General features: G+C 61.1%; 18 protein-coding genes. 8 read left to right on the top strand and 10 right to left on the bottom strand.

Annotated features, from left to right (window positions below):
- Window positions 1-114 precede the first annotated feature (114 nt).
- Genes BFN10_RS18850 through BFN10_RS18860 form a run of 3 tightly spaced genes read right to left on the bottom strand, consistent with a single transcriptional unit; the run spans window position 115 to window position 2,618 of the window.
- Window positions 115-885 (bottom strand): MetQ/NlpA family ABC transporter substrate-binding protein, encoded by a 771-nt coding sequence (locus BFN10_RS18850; RefSeq protein WP_071490940.1) that lies wholly within the window; start codon window positions 883-885, stop codon window positions 115-117.
- A 51-nt stretch (window positions 886-936) separates the two neighbouring features.
- A complete protein-coding gene (locus BFN10_RS18855; protein WP_010207814.1) occupies window positions 937-1,611 on the bottom strand; it encodes a methionine ABC transporter permease in 675 nt (224 codons plus the stop codon).
- Window positions 1,611-2,618 (bottom strand): methionine ABC transporter ATP-binding protein, encoded by a 1,008-nt coding sequence (locus BFN10_RS18860; RefSeq protein ID WP_071490941.1) that lies wholly within the window; start codon window positions 2,616-2,618, stop codon window positions 1,611-1,613. Before BFN10_RS18860 ends, BFN10_RS18855 begins: the two co-directional genes overlap by 1 nt.
- Window positions 2,619-2,883: 265 nt before the next feature.
- Here BFN10_RS18860 and katE point away from each other — a divergent pair, with 265 nt between their 5' ends.
- Complete coding sequence (gene katE / locus BFN10_RS18865) at window positions 2,884-5,013, top strand: catalase HPII (RefSeq protein WP_071490942.1); 2,130 nt, start codon at window positions 2,884-2,886, stop codon at window positions 5,011-5,013.
- Between the two features lie 102 nt (window positions 5,014-5,115).
- On the opposite strand, the gene BFN10_RS18870 is transcribed toward katE, so the two are convergent.
- The 4 genes from BFN10_RS18870 to BFN10_RS18885 are packed head-to-tail and all read right to left on the bottom strand — an operon-like array spanning window position 5,116 to window position 7,921.
- On the bottom strand, window positions 5,116-5,835 hold the full coding sequence (locus BFN10_RS18870) for a PA5502 family lipoprotein (RefSeq protein ID WP_071490943.1): 720 nt from the start codon (window positions 5,833-5,835) through the stop codon (window positions 5,116-5,118).
- Window positions 5,836-5,872: 37 nt separating this feature from the next.
- Window positions 5,873-6,661, bottom strand: a complete 789-nt coding sequence (gene znuB, locus BFN10_RS18875; protein WP_071490944.1) for a zinc ABC transporter permease subunit ZnuB — start codon at window positions 6,659-6,661, stop codon at window positions 5,873-5,875.
- On the bottom strand, window positions 6,654-7,439 hold the full coding sequence (gene znuC, locus BFN10_RS18880) for a zinc ABC transporter ATP-binding protein ZnuC (protein ID WP_071490945.1): 786 nt from the start codon (window positions 7,437-7,439) through the stop codon (window positions 6,654-6,656). Before znuC ends, znuB begins: the two co-directional genes overlap by 8 nt.
- Complete coding sequence (locus BFN10_RS18885) at window positions 7,439-7,921, bottom strand: Fur family transcriptional regulator (protein ID WP_025854323.1); 483 nt, start codon at window positions 7,919-7,921, stop codon at window positions 7,439-7,441. Before BFN10_RS18885 ends, znuC begins: the two co-directional genes overlap by 1 nt.
- 58 nt (window positions 7,922-7,979) lie before the next feature.
- On the opposite strand from BFN10_RS18885, the gene BFN10_RS18890 reads away from it, so the two are divergent.
- A complete protein-coding gene (locus BFN10_RS18890; protein ID WP_071490946.1) occupies window positions 7,980-8,909 on the top strand; it encodes a zinc ABC transporter substrate-binding protein ZnuA in 930 nt (309 codons plus the stop codon).
- 67 nt (window positions 8,910-8,976) lie between these two features.
- Here the strand turns inward: BFN10_RS18890 and BFN10_RS18895 are convergent, their stop codons facing one another.
- Complete coding sequence (locus BFN10_RS18895; protein WP_071490947.1) at window positions 8,977-9,930, bottom strand: homoserine kinase; 954 nt, start codon at window positions 9,928-9,930, stop codon at window positions 8,977-8,979.
- A gap of 56 nt (window positions 9,931-9,986) precedes the next feature.
- Window positions 9,987-10,277, bottom strand: coding sequence for a DUF2782 domain-containing protein (locus BFN10_RS18900; protein WP_071490948.1), 291 nt, complete (start codon window positions 10,275-10,277; stop codon window positions 9,987-9,989).
- Window positions 10,278-10,351: 74 nt separating this feature from the next.
- On the opposite strand from BFN10_RS18900, the gene polA reads away from it, so the two are divergent.
- Complete coding sequence (polA, locus tag BFN10_RS18905) at window positions 10,352-13,129, top strand: DNA polymerase I (protein WP_071490949.1); 2,778 nt, start codon at window positions 10,352-10,354, stop codon at window positions 13,127-13,129.
- A gap of 269 nt (window positions 13,130-13,398) precedes the next feature.
- Here polA and yihA read toward each other — a convergent pair whose 3' ends face one another.
- Window positions 13,399-14,040: a ribosome biogenesis GTP-binding protein YihA/YsxC gene (yihA, locus tag BFN10_RS18910; RefSeq protein WP_010207832.1), complete on the bottom strand. Its 642-nt coding sequence runs from the start codon at window positions 14,038-14,040 to the stop codon at window positions 13,399-13,401.
- Window positions 14,041-14,232: 192 nt separating this feature from the next.
- Here yihA and BFN10_RS18915 point away from each other — a divergent pair, with 192 nt between their 5' ends.
- From BFN10_RS18915 to BFN10_RS18935, 5 genes are all read left to right on the top strand, one after another.
- Window positions 14,233-14,535: a c-type cytochrome gene (locus BFN10_RS18915; protein WP_071490950.1), complete on the top strand. Its 303-nt coding sequence runs from the start codon at window positions 14,233-14,235 to the stop codon at window positions 14,533-14,535.
- A 34-nt stretch (window positions 14,536-14,569) separates the two neighbouring features.
- Entirely contained in the window at window positions 14,570-15,181 is a 612-nt protein-coding gene (locus BFN10_RS18920; protein WP_058424433.1) for a c-type cytochrome, read from the top strand.
- 168 nt (window positions 15,182-15,349) lie between these two features.
- The gene (gene dsbA, locus BFN10_RS18925; RefSeq protein WP_033899253.1) at window positions 15,350-15,985 is read left to right on the top strand and encodes a thiol:disulfide interchange protein DsbA; all 636 of its coding nucleotides are present in this window, start codon (window positions 15,350-15,352) and stop codon (window positions 15,983-15,985) included.
- 10 nt (window positions 15,986-15,995) lie between these two features.
- Window positions 15,996-16,874 carry an endonuclease/exonuclease/phosphatase family protein gene (locus tag BFN10_RS18930; protein WP_071490951.1) on the top strand — a complete coding sequence of 293 codons (879 nt, stop codon included), beginning with the start codon at window positions 15,996-15,998 and terminating at the stop codon, window positions 16,872-16,874.
- Window positions 16,871-18,913 carry a GGDEF domain-containing protein gene (locus tag BFN10_RS18935; protein WP_071490952.1) on the top strand — a complete coding sequence of 681 codons (2,043 nt, stop codon included), beginning with the start codon at window positions 16,871-16,873 and terminating at the stop codon, window positions 18,911-18,913. Before BFN10_RS18930 ends, BFN10_RS18935 begins: the two co-directional genes overlap by 4 nt.
- The last annotated feature ends 80 nt before the right edge of the window (window positions 18,914-18,993 follow it).

Raw genomic sequence — 18,993 nt, forward strand, 5'->3', positions numbered from 1 at the left:
CTTGCCCCCGATAGCAGTGGGTCTGCCACCAGATGCAGTGACTGACACTCAGCAATCGGGGTGTAGCCCCCTCCCACATTTTTTGATCTTCAGCGTGTTGGAGATCGAATCAGATCAGAACGCCGGCTTGATCGCGCCTTTGTACTTCTCTTCGATGAATTGCTTCACTTCAGGCGTGTGCAGGGCTGCAACCAGCTTCTTCACGGCGTCCGAGTCCTTGTTGTCTTCGCGGGTCACCAGGATGTTCACGTAAGGCGAATCGCTGCCCTCGATCACCAGCGCATCCTTGGACGGGTCCAGCTTGGCTTCCAGCGCGTAGTTGGTGTTGATCAGCGCCAGGTCGACCTGGGTCAGTACGCGCGGCAAGGTGGCGGCTTCCAGTTCGCGGAATTTCAGGCTTTTCGGGTTGGCGGTGATGTCCTTGATGGTCGACAGGATGTTGGTCGGGTCCTTCAGGGTGATCAGGCCGTTCTTGGCCAGCAGCAACAGGGCCCGGCCGCCGTTGGTGGCGTCGTTGGGGATCACCACATTGGCGCCGCTTGGCAGTTCGTCCAGCTTCTTGTACTTGCTGGAGTAGGCGCCCAGGGGTTCCAGGTGCACCGCGCCGACGCTCACCAGGTGGGTGCCCTTGGCTTTGTTGAATTCATCCAGGTACGGTTGGTGTTGGAAGAAGTTGGCGTCCAGGCGCTTTTCCGCGACTTGTACGTTCGGCTGCACGTAGTCGGTGAAGACTTTGACCTGCAGGTCCACGCCTTCTTTGGCGAGGGCAGGTTTCACGAATTCGAGGATTTCCGCGTGTGGGACCGGCGAAGCCGCGACCGTGATGGTCTCGGCGTGGGCGGAAAACGCGGCAACGGCGGCGAAAGCAACCAGTAGTTTCTTCATCCAACAAGCTCCTTGTTCGGGCATGTGCCGGCTTATCACCGGCAATGGCCGTTATTTTCGAGAAAAGTGCACCACCAGCTTGTCGCCGACGGTTTGCAGAATTTGCACCAGGATCAGCAGCATCACCACCGTGACCACCATCACGTCAGTCTGGAAACGCTGGTAACCGAAACGGATCGCCAGGTCACCCAGGCCGCCGGCACCCACCACACCGGCCATGGCCGTGTAGGACACCAGTGTAATCGCGGTCACCGTAATCGCCGCGAAAATGCCTGGGCGCGCTTCGGGCAGCAAGGCGTTGGTGATGATCTGGCGCGTGCTGGCGCCCATCGATTGCGTGGCTTCGATAATGCCGCGGTCCACTTCACGCAGCGCGGTTTCCACCAGGCGTGCGAAGAACGGCGTCGCGCCCACCACCAACGGCGGAATCGCACCAGCCACACCCAGCGAAGTGCCGGTGATCAATACAGTGAACGGGATCATCACGATCAGCAGGATGATGAACGGCAGCGAACGCAGGATGTTCACGATCAGCGACAGCAGCGCGTACAGGCCCTTCTGTTCGAACAGTTGGCGCGGGCTGGTGAGGAACAGCAGCACGCCCAGGGGCAGGCCCAGCACCACGGTGAAGAACAGTGAGCCGAACAGCATGGTCATGGTGTCGCCGGTGGCGAGCCAGATTTCGGACCAGTCAATATTGGCGAAGAAACTCAACAGGACGTCCATTAGCGCAGGATCTCCATGTGGACGTCAGCAGCGGTGAAGCGCGCAAACGCAGCGTCCATGTCGCCACCGGTGACGGCGAGGGTCAATTGCCCGTAAGGGATGTCTTTGATGCGGTCGATACGACCGGCGAGGATGCTGTAGTCCACGCCCGTTTCGCGTGCGACGGTGCCCAGCAGCGGCGCGTAGGTCGCTTCGCCCTGGAACGTCAGGCGCACGATGCGGCCGGGTACGTGAGCGAAGTCATCGCGTTGCTCGTTTTCGTCGACCTGCTCGGACTCTTGCACGAAACGCTTCGTGGTTGGGTGCTTGGGGTGCAGGAATACATCGGCCACCGAGCCTTGCTCGACGATCACGCCGGCGTCCATTACGGCCACCTGGTCGCAGACACGGCGGATCACGTCCATTTCATGGGTGATCAGCACGATGGTCAGCTTCAGCTCGCGGTTGATCTCGGCCAACAGTTGCAGCACCGACGCGGTGGTCTGCGGGTCGAGGGCGCTGGTGGCTTCGTCGCACAGCAGGATCTTTGGCTTGGTCGCCAGGGCGCGGGCGATGCCGACGCGTTGTTTCTGGCCGCCGGACAACTGCGCCGGGTACTTTTTGGCGTGGTCCGACAGGCCGACGCGCGCGAGCAGTTCTGCGACGCGCAGGTCGATGTCCTTGCGCGACAGTTCGCCGGCCAGGGTCAGTGGCAGCGCCACGTTGTCGGCGACGGTCTTGGACGCCAGCAGGTTGAAGTGCTGGAAGATCATCCCGACCTGCTGGCGGAAACGGCGCAGGCCGTTGGCGTCCAGGGCGGTGACTTCTTCGCCATCTACCCTGATGATGCCGCTGCTCGGTTCTTCGAGGCGGTTGATCAGGCGCAGCAGGGTGCTTTTACCCGCGCCGGAGTGGCCGATCAGGCCGAACACCTGGCCGTTTTCGACACTCAGACTGGTGGCGTGCAGCGCGGGAATATCCCTACCGGCGACGCGGTAGGTTTTATGGACGTTTTGAAACTCGATCACGTAGCGAACCTTGTGGGGCGCATGGAAAAGGGATCAGCGGTTAGCCGGGCGCGCATTTTAGCCTGTCTGTATAGCGTTTCTTAGCATTTATTTCGTATTCAACCAGCGATTTGGCAATAACGCGATCAAAGGTCATAAAAAAGGAACGGTACAAAACCGCGTCAGTCACTACTTAAGCAACTCGATTTCCCAGGTGCCGTGCCTGGGGTTTTGCTCAAACGAGCCGGGGACCGCTCTGGCCACTTTGAATAAGGAGTTTTGACTGATGAGTAGCAAAAAGCCAAAGAGCGAGCTAGCGGGCACCGACACCCTGGATCGTGGTAACACCAACGCCAAGCTGCAGGCCCTGGAGGCCTTCCGCTCCGATGCGACCGGTCAGGCCCTGCGTACCAATCAGGGCGTCAAGATTTCCGACAACCAGAACACCCTGAAAGTGGGCTCCCGTGGCCCATCGCTGCTGGAAGATTTCATCATGCGTGAAAAAATCACGCACTTTGACCATGAGCGTATCCCGGAGCGCATCGTGCATGCCCGTGGCACCGGTGCCCATGGCTATTTCCAGACCTACGAGAACCATTCGGCGCTGACCAAGGCTGGTTTCCTGCGTGACCCTGGGCATAAAACGCCGGTCTTCACCCGCTTTTCCACTGTGCAGGGCCCGCGTGGTTCGGGTGACACGGTGCGTGATGTGCGCGGTTTTGCCGTGAAGTTTTTCACCGAAGAAGGCAACTTCGACCTGGTGGGCAACAACATGCCGGTGTTTTTCATTCAGGACGCGATCAAGTTTCCTGACTTCGTACACGCCGTGAAGCCCGAGCCGCACAATGAAATTCCTACAGGCGGGTCGGCGCACGATACCTTCTGGGACTTCGTCTCGTTGCAGCCTGAATCGGCGCACATGGTGATCTGGGCGATGTCTGACCGTGCCATTCCAAAGAGCCTGCGCAGCATGCAGGGTTTTGGCGTGCACACCTTCCGCCTGGTGAACGCCGAGGGGAAATCCAACTTCGTCAAATTCCACTGGCGTCCTACGGCGGGTACTTGCTCGCTGGTGTGGGACGAAGCGCAAAAGCTGGCCGGTAAAGATACCGACTACCACCGCCGCGACCTTTGGGAAGCCATTGAGATGGGCGACTACCCTGAGTGGGAATTGGGCGTGCAGGTGATTCCCGAGGACAAGGAGCATGCGTTCGACTTCGATATCCTCGACCCGACCAAGCTGATCCCTGAGGAGCTGGTGCCGATCACGCCGCTGGGCAAGATGGTGCTCAACCGCAACCCGGACAACTTCTTCGCTGAGGTCGAGCAGGTCGCGTTCTGCCCAGGCCATATCGTGCCGGGTATCGACTTCTCCAACGATCCACTGCTGCAAGGTCGGCTGTTTTCCTACACCGACACGCAGATCAGCCGACTCGGCGGGCCGAACTTTCATCAGTTGCCGATCAATCAGCCGGTCACGCCGCTGCATAACAACCAGCGCGATGCCATGCACCGCAGCACCATCGATAAAGGGCGAGCCTCTTATGAGCCGAACTCAATCGATGGCGGCTGGCCGAAAGAAACGCCACCGGCTGCGCAGGATGGTGGTTTTGAGTCCTACCCTGAGCGCATCGACGCCCACAAGATCCGTGAGCGCAGCGAGTCGTTCGGCGATCACTTCTCCCAGGCGCGTCTGTTCTTCCACAGCATGAGCAAGCACGAACAGGAGCACATCATTGCGGCCTACAGCTTTGAGCTGGGCAAGGTCGAGCGCGAGTTTATCCGCGCGCGTCAGGTCAACGAGATCCTGGCCAACATCGACCTGGAACTGGCCAAGCGCGTGGCGCAGAACCTGGGGCTGCCCGCGCCGACCCAAGGCACGGTGCCTGTCCGTAAAACCCAGCCGGAACGTTCGCCGGCATTGAGCCAGGCAAACCTGCTGCCGGGTGATATCAAAACGCGAAAAGTGGCGATTCTTGCCGCGAACGGCGTTGATGGTGCTGCAATTGATGCGTTGAAGAAGGCACTGGAAGCCGAGGGCGCACATGCCAAGCTGCTGGGGCCAACCTCGGCACCGGTAAAAACGGCTGATGGTAAAAGCCTGAAGGTGGATGCCTCGATGGAAGGTATGCCATCGATTGCGTTCGATGCGGTATTTGTCCCTGGCGGGAAAGACTCTGTTAAAGCCTTGAGTGGTGATGGCGTGGCGTTGCACTTCCTGTTGGAAGCGTACAAGCACTTGAAGGCGATTACCGTCGCCAACGACGCTAAGTCATTGCTGGATCTGTTGAAGCTTGAGGCGGATGCGGGACTGATCGTCGGCTCGGATGCCAAGGCGTTCAAGGCATTCTTTGCCGCGATTGCCCAGCACCGGGTCTGGGATCGTGAGCCTAAGGCCAAGGCGATTCCGGCTTAAGTCTTTGGTTGTTTGTTAGATCGTCATCGGGGGCAAGCCTCCTCCCACATTTTGAGCTGTGAATACATTCAAAGTGCGGGAGGGGGCTTGCCGCCGATGGTTTTATTCCGCCTTGCGCGGAATCAGCACAACCTGCGCCGGAATCTTCTTCAGAATCTGCCGGTGAATCTTCAGGTCATACCCCGAATCAATTCGCTTCACCCGTTTGGTCAGCAACGTGGCCAGCCACGGGTAATCCTCTGTGCGCGGCGCCTGGATGCTCACATCGCATTGGTAATTCACCACGTCGGTGGCAATCGCATCCAGCTGATGGCGCAGTTCTTCGATGTTGGTGAGGTTCAACGCCACGGTGGTGCTGGGCGCCGTGGGGTCGATGACCTTGGCGGCGGGCTTGGCCTCGGCGGCTTTCAGGTCGGCTTCGGCTTTGTCCAGTTCGGCCTTGCGCGCATGGCTGATGGCGCTGTTGACGCCACCGGTCAGCGCGGGTGCCTTGGGCATCAGGGCGCGGGCACGGCTCAGGGCGGTCGCGGCGGCGTTTACATCACCCTTTTGCAGCACGATCTGGCTGCGTTGCAAGTAGGCTTCAGCCAACTGCCGCTGGTAGGTTTCCAGCGCCGGGTCGTTGGGCGACTGGGCTTGCAGCGCCGCTAGCTGGTCTTCTGCGGTGGCCAGTTCGCTGCTGGCCAGGTTTTGTTCCAGCTGTGCGATGGCCGCAGCGCGTGCGTCCGGGGCCTCGGGGACGGCGGGCGGTGTGCTTTGACAGGCGCCCAGCAGCAGGGAAAATGCGGCAAGGAGCAGATAACGGGAGGTGAACGGCTTCATTCCTGCGACTCTCTATTTGCGCAAAAAGCGAGCAAGTCTACACCCCTCGACGGGGCAGGACAAAACTCAGCAGAAACAGGGCGGCGGCCGTGACCACAATCGACGGCCCGGCCGGCGTGTCCTTGAACCAGGACAACGCCAGGCCCCCGCACACAGCGAGCATCCCCAGCAGGCTGGCGCCCACCGCCATCTGCTCCGGTGAGCGGGCGTGGCGCTGGGCAGCGGCCGCGGGAATGATCAGCAGCGACGTGATCAACAATACGCCGACAATCTTCATCGCGACAGCGATCACCACGGCGATCAATAACATCAGGGCCATGCGCAGGGCCGGCACGGGCAAGCCTTCTACCGTGGCCAGCTCTTCGTGCACGGTAATCGCCAGCAGCGGGCGCCACAGTGCGACCAGCAGCGCCAGTACGGCCGCGCTGCCGCCGAGGATCCACGCAAGGTCGCCGGGGCTGATCGCCAGCAGGTCGCCGAACAAGTAGGCCATCAAGTCGATGCGCACTTCATGCATGAAGCTCAGCACCACCAGGCCCAGGGACAGGGTGCTGGGTGCCAGGATGCCCAATAGGGTGTCGGAGGCCAGGGGCTGGCGCTGTTGCAGGGTCACCAGCAGTACCGCTAATAGCAGGCACCCAACGGTCACGGCGATGGTCGGGCTCACATCCAACAGAAAGCCCAGGGCCACGCCCAGCAGCGCGGCGTGCGACAAGGTGTCGCCAAAATAGGCCATGCGCCGCCAGACCACGAACGAGCCCAACGGGCCCGCCACCAACGCCAAAGCCAAGCCTGCCAGCAGGGCGTAGAGCAGAAAATCAGCCATGCTTGCAGCTATCTCCATGAACGTGGGTATGGGGGGTGGCGGGGTCATCGACGACGGCGCCATGCAGGTCGTGGGCGTGGTCGTGATGGTGGTGGTAGATCGCCAGGCTCTGGGCGTTCTTGCCGAACAGCTCGACGAACGCCGGGTCGCCGCTGACCTGTTCCGGATGGCCCGAGCAGCACACGTGGCGGTTGAGGCACACCACCTGGTCGGTGGTGCTCATCACCAGGTGCAAATCGTGGGACACCATCAATACGCCGCAGCCATGGCGGTCGCGCAGACGGGTAATCAAGCTGTACAGCTCGGCCTGGCCGGCGACGTCGACGCCCTGCACGGGCTCATCCAGCACCAGCAGTTCCGGCTCGCGCAACAGGGCGCGGGCCAGCAGCACGCGCTGCATTTCGCCGCCGGAAATGCTTTGCACCGGGCTGTCGATCACCTGTTCGGCGCCGACTTCCCTGAGCGCCGCCTGGGCGCGGGCACGGTCTACGCCGGGTACCAGGCGCAGGAAGCGCAGGACTGACAATGGCAAGGTTGGATCGACATGCAGCTTCTGCGGCATGTAGCCGACGCGCAGCTTGGGCTTGCGCCACACACTGCCGGTGTCGGGCTTGAGCAGGCCCAGCACGGCACGCACCAGGGTGGTCTTGCCGGCGCCGTTGGGGCCGATCAGGGTAACGATCTGCCCCGGCTCCACGCTCAGTGCGATGTTATCCAGCACGTTTTGCCCGGCGAACGTGACCCCGACCTGCTCCAGGCGGATTAACGCGTTGCTCATCAAGCCCCCTGGCAGCCCGAGCACAGGCCGACCACTTCGACCGTTTGCCCTTCGACCCGGAAGCCGACCTCGGCAGAACTCTTGATGATGGCGTCGCTGATGCTTTTTTGTTCAAGCTCGATGGCGGCGTGGCACTCGCGGCAGATCAGGAACTGGCCCTGGTGCGCGTGTTCCGGGTGGCTGCAGCCGACGAAGGCGTTCAGCGAGGCGATGCGGTGCACCAGGCCGTTTTCCAGCAGGAAGTCCAGTGCGCGGTACACGGTGGGCGGCGCGGCGCGGCGGCCGTCCTGCTCGCTGAGCACGCCGAGAATGTCGTAGGCGCCCAGCGGCTTGTGGCTCTGCCACACCAATTCCAGCACGCGGCGGCGCAGTGCGGTCAGGCGCAGACCCTTCTGTGTGCACAGGGTGTCGGCTTCCGACAGCGCGGTATGCACGCAGTGAGAGTGGTCGTGGGGACGGCTGGCAAGCGGTGTTTTAGGCATGAGCGGCGACAGATATTTGATAGAGACGTTATTATGTTACCCGTTCCTACGCCATTGAGTGGTCATCGTGTCCCGACTTTTTCCCGTTTTTGTCGTATTTGTCACCAGTTTGTTCATGGCTGGCGCCGCTCAGGCCGACGTCAAGGTGTTAACCAGCATCAAGCCACTGCAGTTGATTGCTGCGGCGGTGCAGGACGGCGTGGCGGTTCCGGAGGTGTTGTTGCCACCGGGCGCGTCGCCGCATAACTATGCGTTGCGACCATCCGACGTACGGCGTGTGCAGTCGGTGGACCTGCTGTACTGGATCGGCCCGGACATGGAGAGTTTCCTGCCGCGCGTGTTGAAAGGTCGTACGGCAACAACGGTAGCAGTGCAGGACCTGCCGGGCATGAAGCTGCGCCGTTTTGCCGAAGATAGCCACTCCCACGCCGATGAAGCCGACGAACATGACCACGATCACCGTCCAGGCAGCCTGGACGCGCACTTGTGGCTGTCCACGATCAACGCACGGGTTATTGCTGCACGCATGGCCACTGATCTGGCTGCTGCCGATCCGGCTAATGCCTCGCGTTACCAGAGCAACGTGAAGGCCTTCGACGAGCGCCTGGATGCCCTGGATGCTCGCCTGAAAGCCCGTCTTGCGCCGATCGATGGCAAGCCCTACTTCGTGTTCCATGAAGCCTTCGATTACTTCGAAGACGCTTATGGGCTCAAGCATGCCGGCGTGTTCAGCGTGGCCGCTGAAGTCCAGCCGGGTGCCCAACATGTGGCGGCGATGCGCACCCGTTTGCAGGAAGTGGGCAAGACGTGCGTGTTCAGTGAACCGCCGTTGCGTCCGCGCCTGGCTGAAACCCTGGTGGCCGGGTTGCCGGTGAAGTTGGCGGAGTTGGATGCGCTGGGTGGTTATACCCCGGCTACCGCTCAAGGCTACGAGCAAGTGCTGGATAAGTTGGGCAACGACTTGGCGGGTTGCCTGGAATCGCTCTGACAGCAAACGACGACCAAATGTGGGAGGGGGCAAGCCCCCTCCCACACTTTTTGATCTCGCAGGTCTTTTAGAGGGCAAATGGCAGTTGCACGGTGACCCGCTGACGCTGCACCAGTCGATGCTCGAACTCCGCCGGGTCGTGGATCAGCACATCCTGTCCCGCAAAGGATTCAGCCGCGATCAGGCGTGACAGCCAGAACCGCACACAGGCCACGCGCAACATCGTCGGCCACAGCTCGGCTTCCTTCGCGGTAAACGGCCGCAGCCCTGCATACGCTCCCAGCAAGGCCCTGGCGCGTTGCCCATCAAGCACGCCATCGGCGTCCGAGCACCAGTCATTCAGGGCGATCGCCACGTCGTACAGCATCGGGCCGGAGCAAGCGTTGTAGAAGTCGATCAGGCCGGTGAGGTGCGTGCCTTCGAACATCGCGTTGTCGCGGAACAGGTCGGCGTGCACGTTGGCGCGTGGCAGGGCGAGGATCTCGGCCTTGTGCGCTGCGATCTCGGTCAGAGCATCCTGCAACAGGCGTTGCTGTGCGGCGTTCAGGTGCGAAATCAGTTGCGCGCCTTCACTGAGCATCCAGTCCAGGCCTCGATCGGTCTTGCGCTCGAGGACTCTCTCGCCCTGCGTCGCCAGGTGCAGATGGCCCAGCAGGTCACCGACCTGGGCGCAGTGCTGGGCGTTGGCGTCCTTGACGTGCTTACCGGCCAGGCGCGGCTGCAGCAGCGCCGGTTTGCCTTTGAGTTCACGCAAGGCCACGCCGTCGGTGGTGCGCAGGGCGTAGGGCACCGGCAGGTCGGCGTCGTGGAGTACGTCGAGCAGTTCGATGAAGAACGGCATTTGCGCAACCGGGCCACGCTCGACCAGGGTCAGGACAAACTCACCCTGCTCCAGGCTGATAAAGAAATTGGTGTTTTCGCTACCGGCGGCAATCCCCTGGAAGTCGATCAGGCGGCCGAGGCCGTAAGGGGCGAGAAAGGTTTCCAGCTCGGGCCGAGCCAGGGGGGTGAACACAGACATGGTTAAAACTGCCAGTACGGGCGCCGCGGTGCGCGGCGCCAATTGAAGTTAAGAAATCATTTCCATTCGAAGATCTTCCATGACGGGATCAGCATATCCGGCTGGTCAGAACGGATGAAGTTCGCATCGGTTCCGTCCGCGCGCACCAGGAAATAAGGAGGTGCGCCCTTCGGGATGACCTTGATTGCGTACAGGAAACCGTTCTGGCGGTACTCCTGAATGGTCTTGTCGCCTTCCGTGCGAATGGTCACTTCCGGATCGCCCCCAGGCGCATCGTCTGCCGCCACGGCAGCCATCGGAGCGAGTGCAATCAAGCCAGTCAACAGCAGGCGATTGAATGTACGCATGATAACCTTGTCCCTTTGTCGTCATTGGTCCGGCTATTCTAGCGCCTGACCCGCCGAAAAGGTTGATTCTGCTCATGAGCCAAGCACCCCTCGTCCTGGTGGACGGTTCTTCGTATCTGTACCGTGCCTTCCACGCATTGCCACCGCTGACCACTTCCAAAGGCCTGCCCACCGGCGCGGTCAAGGGCGTGTTGAACATGCTCAAGAGCCTGCGCAAGCAGTACCCGGACAGCCCGTTCGCGGTGGTGTTCGACGCCAAGGGTGGGACCTTTCGCGATGACATGTACGCCGAATACAAGGCCAACCGCCCGAGCATGCCGGATGACATGCGCGTGCAAATCGAGCCGTTGCACCAGAGCGTGATCGCGCTGGGCTTCCCGTTGCTGTGCGTCGAAGGCGTCGAGGCCGACGATGTGATCGGCACCCTGGCGCGCAGCAGTGCGGCGGCTGCCCGCCCCGTGGTGATCTCCACCGGTGACAAGGACATGGCGCAGTTGGTCGACGGGCACATTACCTTGGTCAACACCATGACCGGTAGCGCGATGGACATCGAGGGCGTGAAGGAGAAATTCGGTGTCGCTCCCGAGCAGATCATCGACTATCTGGCGCTGATGGGCGATTCGTCTGACAACATTCCGGGTGTTCCGGGTATCGGTCCGAAGACCGCTTCCGGCTTGCTGGTCGGCGTGAACGGCGGCATCAAAGAGCTTTATGAGCAGTTGGATATTGTGCCGACCTTGCCTATCCGAGGCGCCAAGACGTTGCCGGCCAAGCTGGAAGAACATCGGGAGAGTGCTTTTCTTTCCTACCGGTTGGCGACGATCAAGTGCGATGTACCGTTGGATATCGGTCTGGATGACTTGCACCTGATCGAGCCGGATCGCGAGAAGCTGCTGGAGTTGTACACGCTGCTGGAGTTCAAGAGCTGGATTGATGAGGTCCAGCGCGATGCCAAACGCGTGGAACTCAAGGCTGCGCCGGTTGCCGAGCAAGTCGTCGAGGCAGTAGCGCCGGCAGAGGCCACCTACACCACCATCCTCGACCAGGCGACGTTCGACCTTTGGCTGAAGAAGCTCAACGATGCGAAGTTGTTTGCCTTCGACACCGAAACCACCGGTATCGATGCCCAGCAGGCGCAGCTGGTCGGCGTCTCCTTCGCCGTGCAGCCCCATGAAGCGGCCTACATCCCGTTGACCCATTCCTACATCGGCGCGCCGGAGCAGTTGGACCGCGACACCGTGCTGCTGGCCCTGAAACCGCTGCTGGAAGACCCGACCAAGCTCAAAGTTGGCCAGCACGCCAAGTTCGATATGAACATCCTGGCCAACTGCGCTATCGGCGGCGACCCGGCGCAGGGCATTACCGTGCGTGGCATTGCGTTCGACACCATGCTTGAGTCCTATGTGCTGAACTCCACGGCAACCCGTCACGACATGGACAGCCTGGCCAAGAAGTACCTGGACTACGACACTGTTGCTTTCCAGGACATCGCCGGCAAGGGCGCCAAGCAGCTGACCTTCGATCAGATCGCCCTGGAGCAGGCCGGCCCTTATGCGGCGGAAGATGCCGATGTGACCCTGCGTCTGCACCAGGCGCTGTTTGCACAATTGTCCGCCATCCCGAGCCTGGCGAGCGTGCTCACGGATATCGAGATTCCATTGGTGCCCGTGCTGGCCCGTATCGAGCGCCAGGGTGCACTGGTGGACAAGGACCTGCTGGGTATCCAGAGCATCGAGCTGGGCAACAAGATGATCGAACTGGAGCGCCAGGCCTTCGAGATCGCCGGCGAGGCGTTCAACCTGGGCTCGCCCAAGCAGCTCGGCGCGATTCTTTATGAAAAACTCGGCCTGCCGGTGCTGAAGAAAACCGGCAAGGGCCAGGCGTCGACGGCCGAAGAAGTGCTGGCCAAGCTGGCTGAGGATGACTATCCGCTGCCCAAGGTGCTGATGCAGTACCGCAGCATGAGCAAGCTGAAAAGCACCTACACCGATCGCCTGCCGGAACAGATCAACCCGCGTACCGGACGTATCCATACCTCCTATCACCAGGCGGTGGCGGCAACCGGGCGCTTGTCTTCCAGTGATCCGAACCTGCAGAACATCCCGGTGCGTACCGCCGAAGGGCGGCGGATTCGCCAGGCGTTTGTTGCACCCAAGGGCTACAAGCTGCTGGCGGCGGACTATTCGCAGATCGAGCTGCGGATCATGGCGCACCTTTCCAAGGACGAAGGCTTGATGAACGCCTTCCGTCACAACCTGGATGTGCACACCGCCACGGCGGCCGAGGTGTTCAAGGTTGAGCTGGGCGAGGTCACCTCCGACCAGCGCCGCAGTGCCAAGGCGATCAACTTTGGTCTGATCTACGGCATGGGCGCGCAGAAGCTGGGCAAGGACATCGGTGTCGATACCAAGACGGCCAAGGCCTACATCGATGTGTATTTCGCCCGTTATCCCGGGGTTCGCGAGTACATGGAGCGCACCCGCGCCCAAGCCGCTGATCAGGGCTACGTGGAAACCTTCTTCGGCCGTCGCCTGTACTTGCCCGACATCAACTCCAACAAGCCCCAGGAGCGCGCGGCCGCTGAACGCACCGCGATCAACGCGCCGATGCAGGGCACGGCGGCCGACATCATCAAGAAAGCCATGGTGCTGGTGGACAACTGGCTGACCGATTCGGGCCTGGATGCCAAGGTGATCCTGCAGGTGCACGATGAATTGGTACTGGAAGTGCGTGAGGATCAGGTGGCGCAGGTCAGCGAAAAGATTCGCGAGCATATGAGTGCTGCCGCGAAGCTGGACGTGCCGCTGCTGGTGGAAGTGGGCGTCGGCAATAACTGGGATGAAGCGCACTGACGCGCGGGCGCTGCCACCGCGTTGTGCGGTGGCAGAGTGCTTTAGTGCGGAAATCGCCGTTGGTTATTTCAAATAGTTTTTCTGACTTGTCGGAACTTAACCCGTGAACTGCTACTCAGAGTTACTGAATGGGTGGTGAAGCCCTTCAATGCTCCTATGTTGTGTTAAGTGTTGGCAGATATCTGGACCCCGCCCTAGCGGTCCGGAACTTGAACCCCGAACTTCCCCTCCCCATACGAAGTCCGGGGTTTTTTTTGCCCGCAGAAAAGTTATTCCGCGAGTTCCGCGCCTTTGTCCGCCAATTCCATCCAACCGGCCAGCACGGTGTAAGCCTCTTCCAGGCCCATGCGCTTTGGTGCCGAGAACAGCTGGATCGTGATCGCGTCGCCCCAGCCCTTACGGATTTCGGACTGCACTTTGAGCAAGGTGTTCTTGGCCGCGCCGTAGGTGAGCTTGTCGGCCTTGGTCAGCAGGATATGCATCGGCATGCCGCTGGCGACTGCCCAATCGAGCATCAACAGGTCGAAATCGGTCATCGGATGGCGGATGTCCATCATCAGAATCAAGCCTTTCAAACTCTCCCGGCCACCCAGGTAAGCCTCCAGGTGACGCTGCCAGTGCAACTTCAGCGGGATAGGTACTTTTGCATAACCGTAACCCGGCAGGTCGACCAGACGCCGATCATCGTCTAGCTTGAAGAAATTGAGGAGTTGCGTACGGCCCGGGGTTTTCGAGGTGCGCGCCAGGCTGGCGTGAGTCAGGGTGTTCAGCGCGCTGGATTTACCGGCGTTGGAACGACCGGCAAAGGCGACTTCAAAGCCTTCGTCATCGGGGCATTGGTCAACTTTGGCGGCGCTGAGCATGAACGTGGACTGTTGGCACAGGCCGAGGATGGGATTCTTGAGTTGCATGAGATTTCCGATGTGGGCGGTGCCGAGAAAGGGTGCGGCAAGCGGTGTCGTTTCCGTTTCAGTAGCGCCAGTATATAATGCCGCAGATTTTGTGTGTGCTTTGTCCCAGCGAAGGATGAAGTTCACGGGAGCGATAGACCTTTATTGCGCATTAGAACGCAAAACGCTCTCAAACCCTGTAATGGTCGACGTATGACCAAGTGGTTGCTCGCTATCGGTGCCCTGGTCCCGCTTTACGGCGCTCAGGCTACACAGGATCCGGAAGCGGTGTACAACCGAGTTTGCGTGGCTTGCCATGCCGGCCAGTTGCCCAGCGCCCCCAGACGGGGTGACCAGGCAGCCTGGGCGCCAAGACTGGCGCAGGGCATGGACACGCTGGTGCTACACGTGACCCAGGGTTTCAAGGCAATGCCGCCGCGTGGTTTGTGCATGGACTGCAGTACTGAGGATTACCAGGCCATCATTGAATTGATGGTGAGTAAACCCGGTAGATAACTCTTAAACCCCTTAGCCGTAGTTGGATTAGCTGATGAACAAACTGATCGTGAGTCTGCTGTTGACCTTGGGCATCACCGGTGTTGCCCATGCTGCAGGCGACGCTACAGCGGGCCAGGCGAAAGCCGCCGTATGTGGTGCTTGCCATGGACCGGATGGTAACAGCCCGGCACCGAACTTCCCCAAACTGGCCGGCCAGGGCGAGCGTTACCTGACCAAGCAGATGCAGGATATCAAGTCCGGCAAGCGCACGGTCCTGGAAATGACCGGCTTGTTGACCAACCTCAGCGATCAGGACCTGGCAGACATCGCGGCGTATTTTGCCAGCCAGAAAGGCAGTGTGGGAGCTGCTGATCCGAAACTGGTGGCCCGCGGCGAGAAACTGTTCCGCGGTGGCGACCTGGATAAAGGCCTGCCGGCCTGCACCGGTTGCCATTCGCCCAATGGCGCGGGCATTGCCGCCGCCGGCTTCCCGCACTTGAGTGGCCAGCACGCCACCTACATTGCCAAACAGCTGACCGATTTCCGTAAGGAAGAGGCCGGGCGCACCAACGATGGCGACGCGGCGATCATGCGCACCATCGCCCGCAAGCTGAGTGACGAGGACATTGCGGCGGTCTCCAGCTACATCCAGGGCCTGCACTGAGGTGCACGCAACGTTAACACTCGATTAATCCCGCGATGCAAGCATAAAAAGGGTGGCCCAGGCCGCCCTTTTTTGTGGCCGGTGCCGTTACACTAACGAACTCATGCCCGCGCAGGCCTGTCACAACAAAGGTCGCGTGAGGCGACTTTATTTGTCCAGGAGTAAAGCATGCGTAATCTGATCCTCAGCGCCGCTCTCGTCACTGCCAGCCTCTTCGGCATGACCGCACAAGCCGCCGACGTGCCGCTTGAAGCCGGTAAGACCTACGTTGAATTGGCCAATCCGGTTCCGGTTTCCGAACCCGGCAAGATCGAAGTGGTGGAGTTGTTCTGGTACGGCTGCCCGCATTGCTACGCTTTTGAACCGACCATCAACCCATGGGTTGAAAAACTGCCCAAGGACGTGAACTTCAAGCGCATTCCAGCCATGTTCGGCGGCCCATGGGATGCCCACGGCCAACTGTTCCTGACCCTGGAAGCCATGGGTGTGGAGCACAAGGTCCACAACGCGGTATTCGACGCGATCCAGAAGCAAGGCAAGCGCCTGACCAAGCCGGACGAAATGGCTGACTTCGTGGCCACCCAAGGTGTCGACAAGGACAAGTTCCTGGCCACCTTCAACTCCTTCGCTATCCAGGGCCAGATCAAGCAGGCCAAGGAGCTGGCGCAGAAGTATGGCGTGCAAGGCGTACCGACCATGATCGTCAACGGCAAATACCGTTTCGACCTGGGCACTTCCGGTGGTCCTGAGCAGACCCTCAATGTTGCCGACCAACTGATCGCCAAAGAGCGCGCAGCCAAGTAAGGGGCCCGTCATGCGCCGCTGGGGTACCGAACGTGTGGTTGGCCTGCATGATCCGCAGGTCAATGAACATCACCTGGAGTCCACGGGCCTGCCGGCAGACAGCCGCCTGCGCCTGCTCAGCTTCAATATCCAGGTAGGCATCAGTACCGAGAAGTACCGGCACTACCTCACCCGTGGCTGGCAGCACCTGCTGCCCCATAACGGACGTGCCGGCAACCTGCAAAAGATCGGCAACCTGCTGAACGACTTCGACCTTGTCGCCCTGCAGGAAGCTGATGGCGGCAGCATGCGCTCCGGCTATATAAACCAGGTGGAACACTTGGCCCAGCTGGGTGCCTTCCCCTATTGGTATCAGCAGCTCAACCGTAACCTCGGGCGCCTGGCGCAGCACAGCAATGGTGTGCTCAGTCGCTTGAAGCCCTCAGTCATCGAAGATCACCCGTTACCCGGACCCAAGGGGCGGGGTGCGATCCTCGTGCGCTTTGGCGAAGGCCCGGAGGCCTTGGTGGTCGTGATGATGCACCTGGCACTGGGCGCCCGCACTCGCACGATGCAACTGGCTTACATCCGCGAGCTGATTGGCAATTACAAGCACCAGGTGCTGATGGGGGACATGAATACCCACGCCAGCGACCTGTTGCAGAATTCTCCGTTGCGCGACCTCGGCCTACTGGCGCCGCAAGCCGAAGCCACGTTCCCCAGTTGGCGCCCGCAACGCTGCCTTGACCATATCCTGCTCAGTCCTACCCTCACACTCGAGAGTGTGCAGGTGCTGGCGCAGCCCATCTCCGATCACCTGCCGGTCGCGGTAGAGATTCGTCTGCCGGGTTCGCTCACGGCTGATGCATTACCCGCGTTGAGCCCTGGCCCCCGCGGACCCCTTTCATGAGCGACGACGCCCAGCGCTGGAAAGAGAAATACCTCAAGAGCATCGAGCAACAGGAAAAACTCGAACGCCGCTGGGCCGCTCGCCTCGACCTGCTGCGCCGTGGACTGGTGCGCAGCACGCTGGCGGCTGAGGGCACTGACCGCGCCGTCGACCAATGCATGAAGGAAATGCGCGACGTCGTCCGTACCGATGATATGGACGCCGCCCTCGCCGCCTTGCTGCCGCGCCTGGAAAAAGCCGTGCTGGATTCGGAGCAGCGCCGCGAAACCCGGGTCGACCAGATCAGCACCGCGCTGACGTCCCTGGTCACGCAACTACAGAAACTTCCATTGCCCCGTGAGGTGGCTCGGCCGCTGAAGACGTTCGCCAAGCAGTTGGACGGCCGCGTCGGCCAGGCGCGAGAGATCCCGCTGTTGCTCAGCGAGTTGAGCGGCCTGCAGGGCCAGGCACTGAACAACCTGGAGCCGGACGGCGAAACCGCGCGACCAGGCCCTGGGCTTTTGCAGCGCCTGTTCGGCGCCAAGGACGTTGCGAACGAAACGGTGGCGGACGAATCGACCCTCCGACCGGCCCCGCAGCCTGCGGCGACCAAGCCAGTCGCTGTCGAGCCACAGCCGTCCGAGCAATCCGAGGAACTGACGCAAGCGTTGCGTGCCTTTGCGCCGCAGCCTCAAGAAAACGTCGCTCCGGTCATCGAGCCCGTAGCCCCCGCCCAGGTGGCCGAGCCCTCCAGCGAAACCTTCGTCTATGAAGCCCCGCCTCAAGCCGCCGCTATTGAAACACCCGAAGCACGTGTCGAGCCCAAGCCTCAAGTCGAAGAACCCGCACCGGAGAGCGCCCTCGCCGCCTTTATCGAAACGCCTGAAGTTCAGGTCGAGACCCCGGATGAGACCACCATTGGCAGCTTGTCGCTTCCACCGGTGCTAGAAGAGCCTGATCCTGACGAGTTGCAAGAGGATGGAACCTATGCCCTGCCCGACTCGCCAGAACCGTCCTACAGCTCCGTGGCCAAGCACATCGAAGACACTCTGCTCGGCCTGCTCGAAGAACTCTCGTTGCCCGAACGTCACCGACCCCAGGCCGAGGCCATGCGCGAGCGCCTGGCCCATGGTTTGAACTGGTACGAACTGCTGCCGATCCTCGACGATCTGGCAGTCTTGATGCTGGCGATCACCGACAGCGGCCAGCATGAGTTCGAGGCTTACCTCAAGCAGCTCAACGAACGGCTCGAGGCGTTTCAGGGCCACTTGCAAGTCGCCAGCGAGGGGCATGCCGACAGCCGCTCCGCCGCCCGTGAGCTGGACACACAGATCCGCGAACAGGTCGATGGCCTGCAAAGCAGCGTGCAGGAAGCTGCCGACCTGGACAGCCTCAAGCACGTGCTGGAAAGCCACCTTGAGGGGCTGCTCGGCACCATGGATGAGCATCAGCAGCAGCGCGACCTGCGCGAGCAGGAGACGGCGGCGCGCCTCAAAGGCCTGGCTGAGCGGGTTGCCAACATGGAGCAGGAAGCCCAGGGCTATCGCGAGCACCTGGAGGTGCAGCGCCAGAAGGCGTTGATCGATCCGCTCACGGGCCTGCCCAATCGTGCCGCCTGGAGCGAGCGCCTCGATTATGAGGTGAACACCTGGCACCAGCACGGCAACAACCTGTCGTTGGCGATGCTGGACCTGGATCACTTCAAGCGTATCAACGATGGCTACGGCCACCTCGCCGGCGACAAGGTGCTGAAGATCATCGCCAACGTGCTGCGCAAGCGCCTGCGCCCGACCGACTTTATCGCGCGCTTTGGTGGTGAAGAGTTTGTCTTGCTGATGCCCGACTCATCCCTGGCGGATGCCCTGGCCGTGGGCGAGGTGTTGCGTGCGGCGATTGAAGCGTGCCCGTTTCACTTCAAGGGCGAGCCGGTGACGATCACCGTGTCCATGGGTGTGGCGCAGTTCCAGCCGGGAGAGCGCAGTGATCTTGCGCTCAAGCGTGCCGATGAAGCGTTGTATCGGGCCAAGGCCGCGGGGCGCAACCAGGTGCAGGCTGCCTGAAAGATGTTCCATTTTGTGATTTGACCGCTGGCTTGCGATCGGTACGTTACACTGTTGCATTATTGTCTTCTGCGTACCGT

Origin of the sequence: Pseudomonas extremorientalis (genome assembly GCF_001870465.1) — a bacterium.
Taxonomy (GTDB): domain Bacteria; phylum Pseudomonadota; class Gammaproteobacteria; order Pseudomonadales; family Pseudomonadaceae; genus Aquipseudomonas; species Aquipseudomonas extremorientalis.

Coding starts and splice junctions, on each gene's coding strand:
- BFN10_RS18850 (WP_071490940.1), bottom strand. CDS start 885: ATGAAGAAACTACTGGTTGCTTTCGCCGCCGTTGCCGCGTTTTCCGCC.
- BFN10_RS18855 (WP_010207814.1), bottom strand. CDS start 1,611: ATGGACGTCCTGTTGAGTTTCTTCGCCAATATTGACTGGTCCGAAATC.
- katE (WP_071490942.1), top strand. CDS start 2,884: ATGAGTAGCAAAAAGCCAAAGAGCGAGCTAGCGGGCACCGACACCCTG.
- BFN10_RS18870 (WP_071490943.1), bottom strand. CDS start 5,835: ATGAAGCCGTTCACCTCCCGTTATCTGCTCCTTGCCGCATTTTCCCTG.
- znuB (WP_071490944.1), bottom strand. CDS start 6,661: ATGGCTGATTTTCTGCTCTACGCCCTGCTGGCAGGCTTGGCTTTGGCG.
- znuC (WP_071490945.1), bottom strand. CDS start 7,439: ATGAGCAACGCGTTAATCCGCCTGGAGCAGGTCGGGGTCACGTTCGCC.
- BFN10_RS18885 (WP_025854323.1), bottom strand. CDS start 7,921: ATGCCTAAAACACCGCTTGCCAGCCGTCCCCACGACCACTCTCACTGC.
- BFN10_RS18895 (WP_071490947.1), bottom strand. CDS start 9,930: ATGTCTGTGTTCACCCCCCTGGCTCGGCCCGAGCTGGAAACCTTTCTC.
- BFN10_RS18900 (WP_071490948.1), bottom strand. CDS start 10,277: ATGCGTACATTCAATCGCCTGCTGTTGACTGGCTTGATTGCACTCGCT.
- polA (WP_071490949.1), top strand. CDS start 10,352: ATGAGCCAAGCACCCCTCGTCCTGGTGGACGGTTCTTCGTATCTGTAC.
- yihA (WP_010207832.1), bottom strand. CDS start 14,040: ATGCAACTCAAGAATCCCATCCTCGGCCTGTGCCAACAGTCCACGTTC.
- BFN10_RS18915 (WP_071490950.1), top strand. CDS start 14,233: ATGACCAAGTGGTTGCTCGCTATCGGTGCCCTGGTCCCGCTTTACGGC.
- BFN10_RS18920 (WP_058424433.1), top strand. CDS start 14,570: ATGAACAAACTGATCGTGAGTCTGCTGTTGACCTTGGGCATCACCGGT.
- dsbA (WP_033899253.1), top strand. CDS start 15,350: ATGCGTAATCTGATCCTCAGCGCCGCTCTCGTCACTGCCAGCCTCTTC.
- BFN10_RS18930 (WP_071490951.1), top strand. CDS start 15,996: ATGCGCCGCTGGGGTACCGAACGTGTGGTTGGCCTGCATGATCCGCAG.
- BFN10_RS18935 (WP_071490952.1), top strand. CDS start 16,871: ATGAGCGACGACGCCCAGCGCTGGAAAGAGAAATACCTCAAGAGCATC.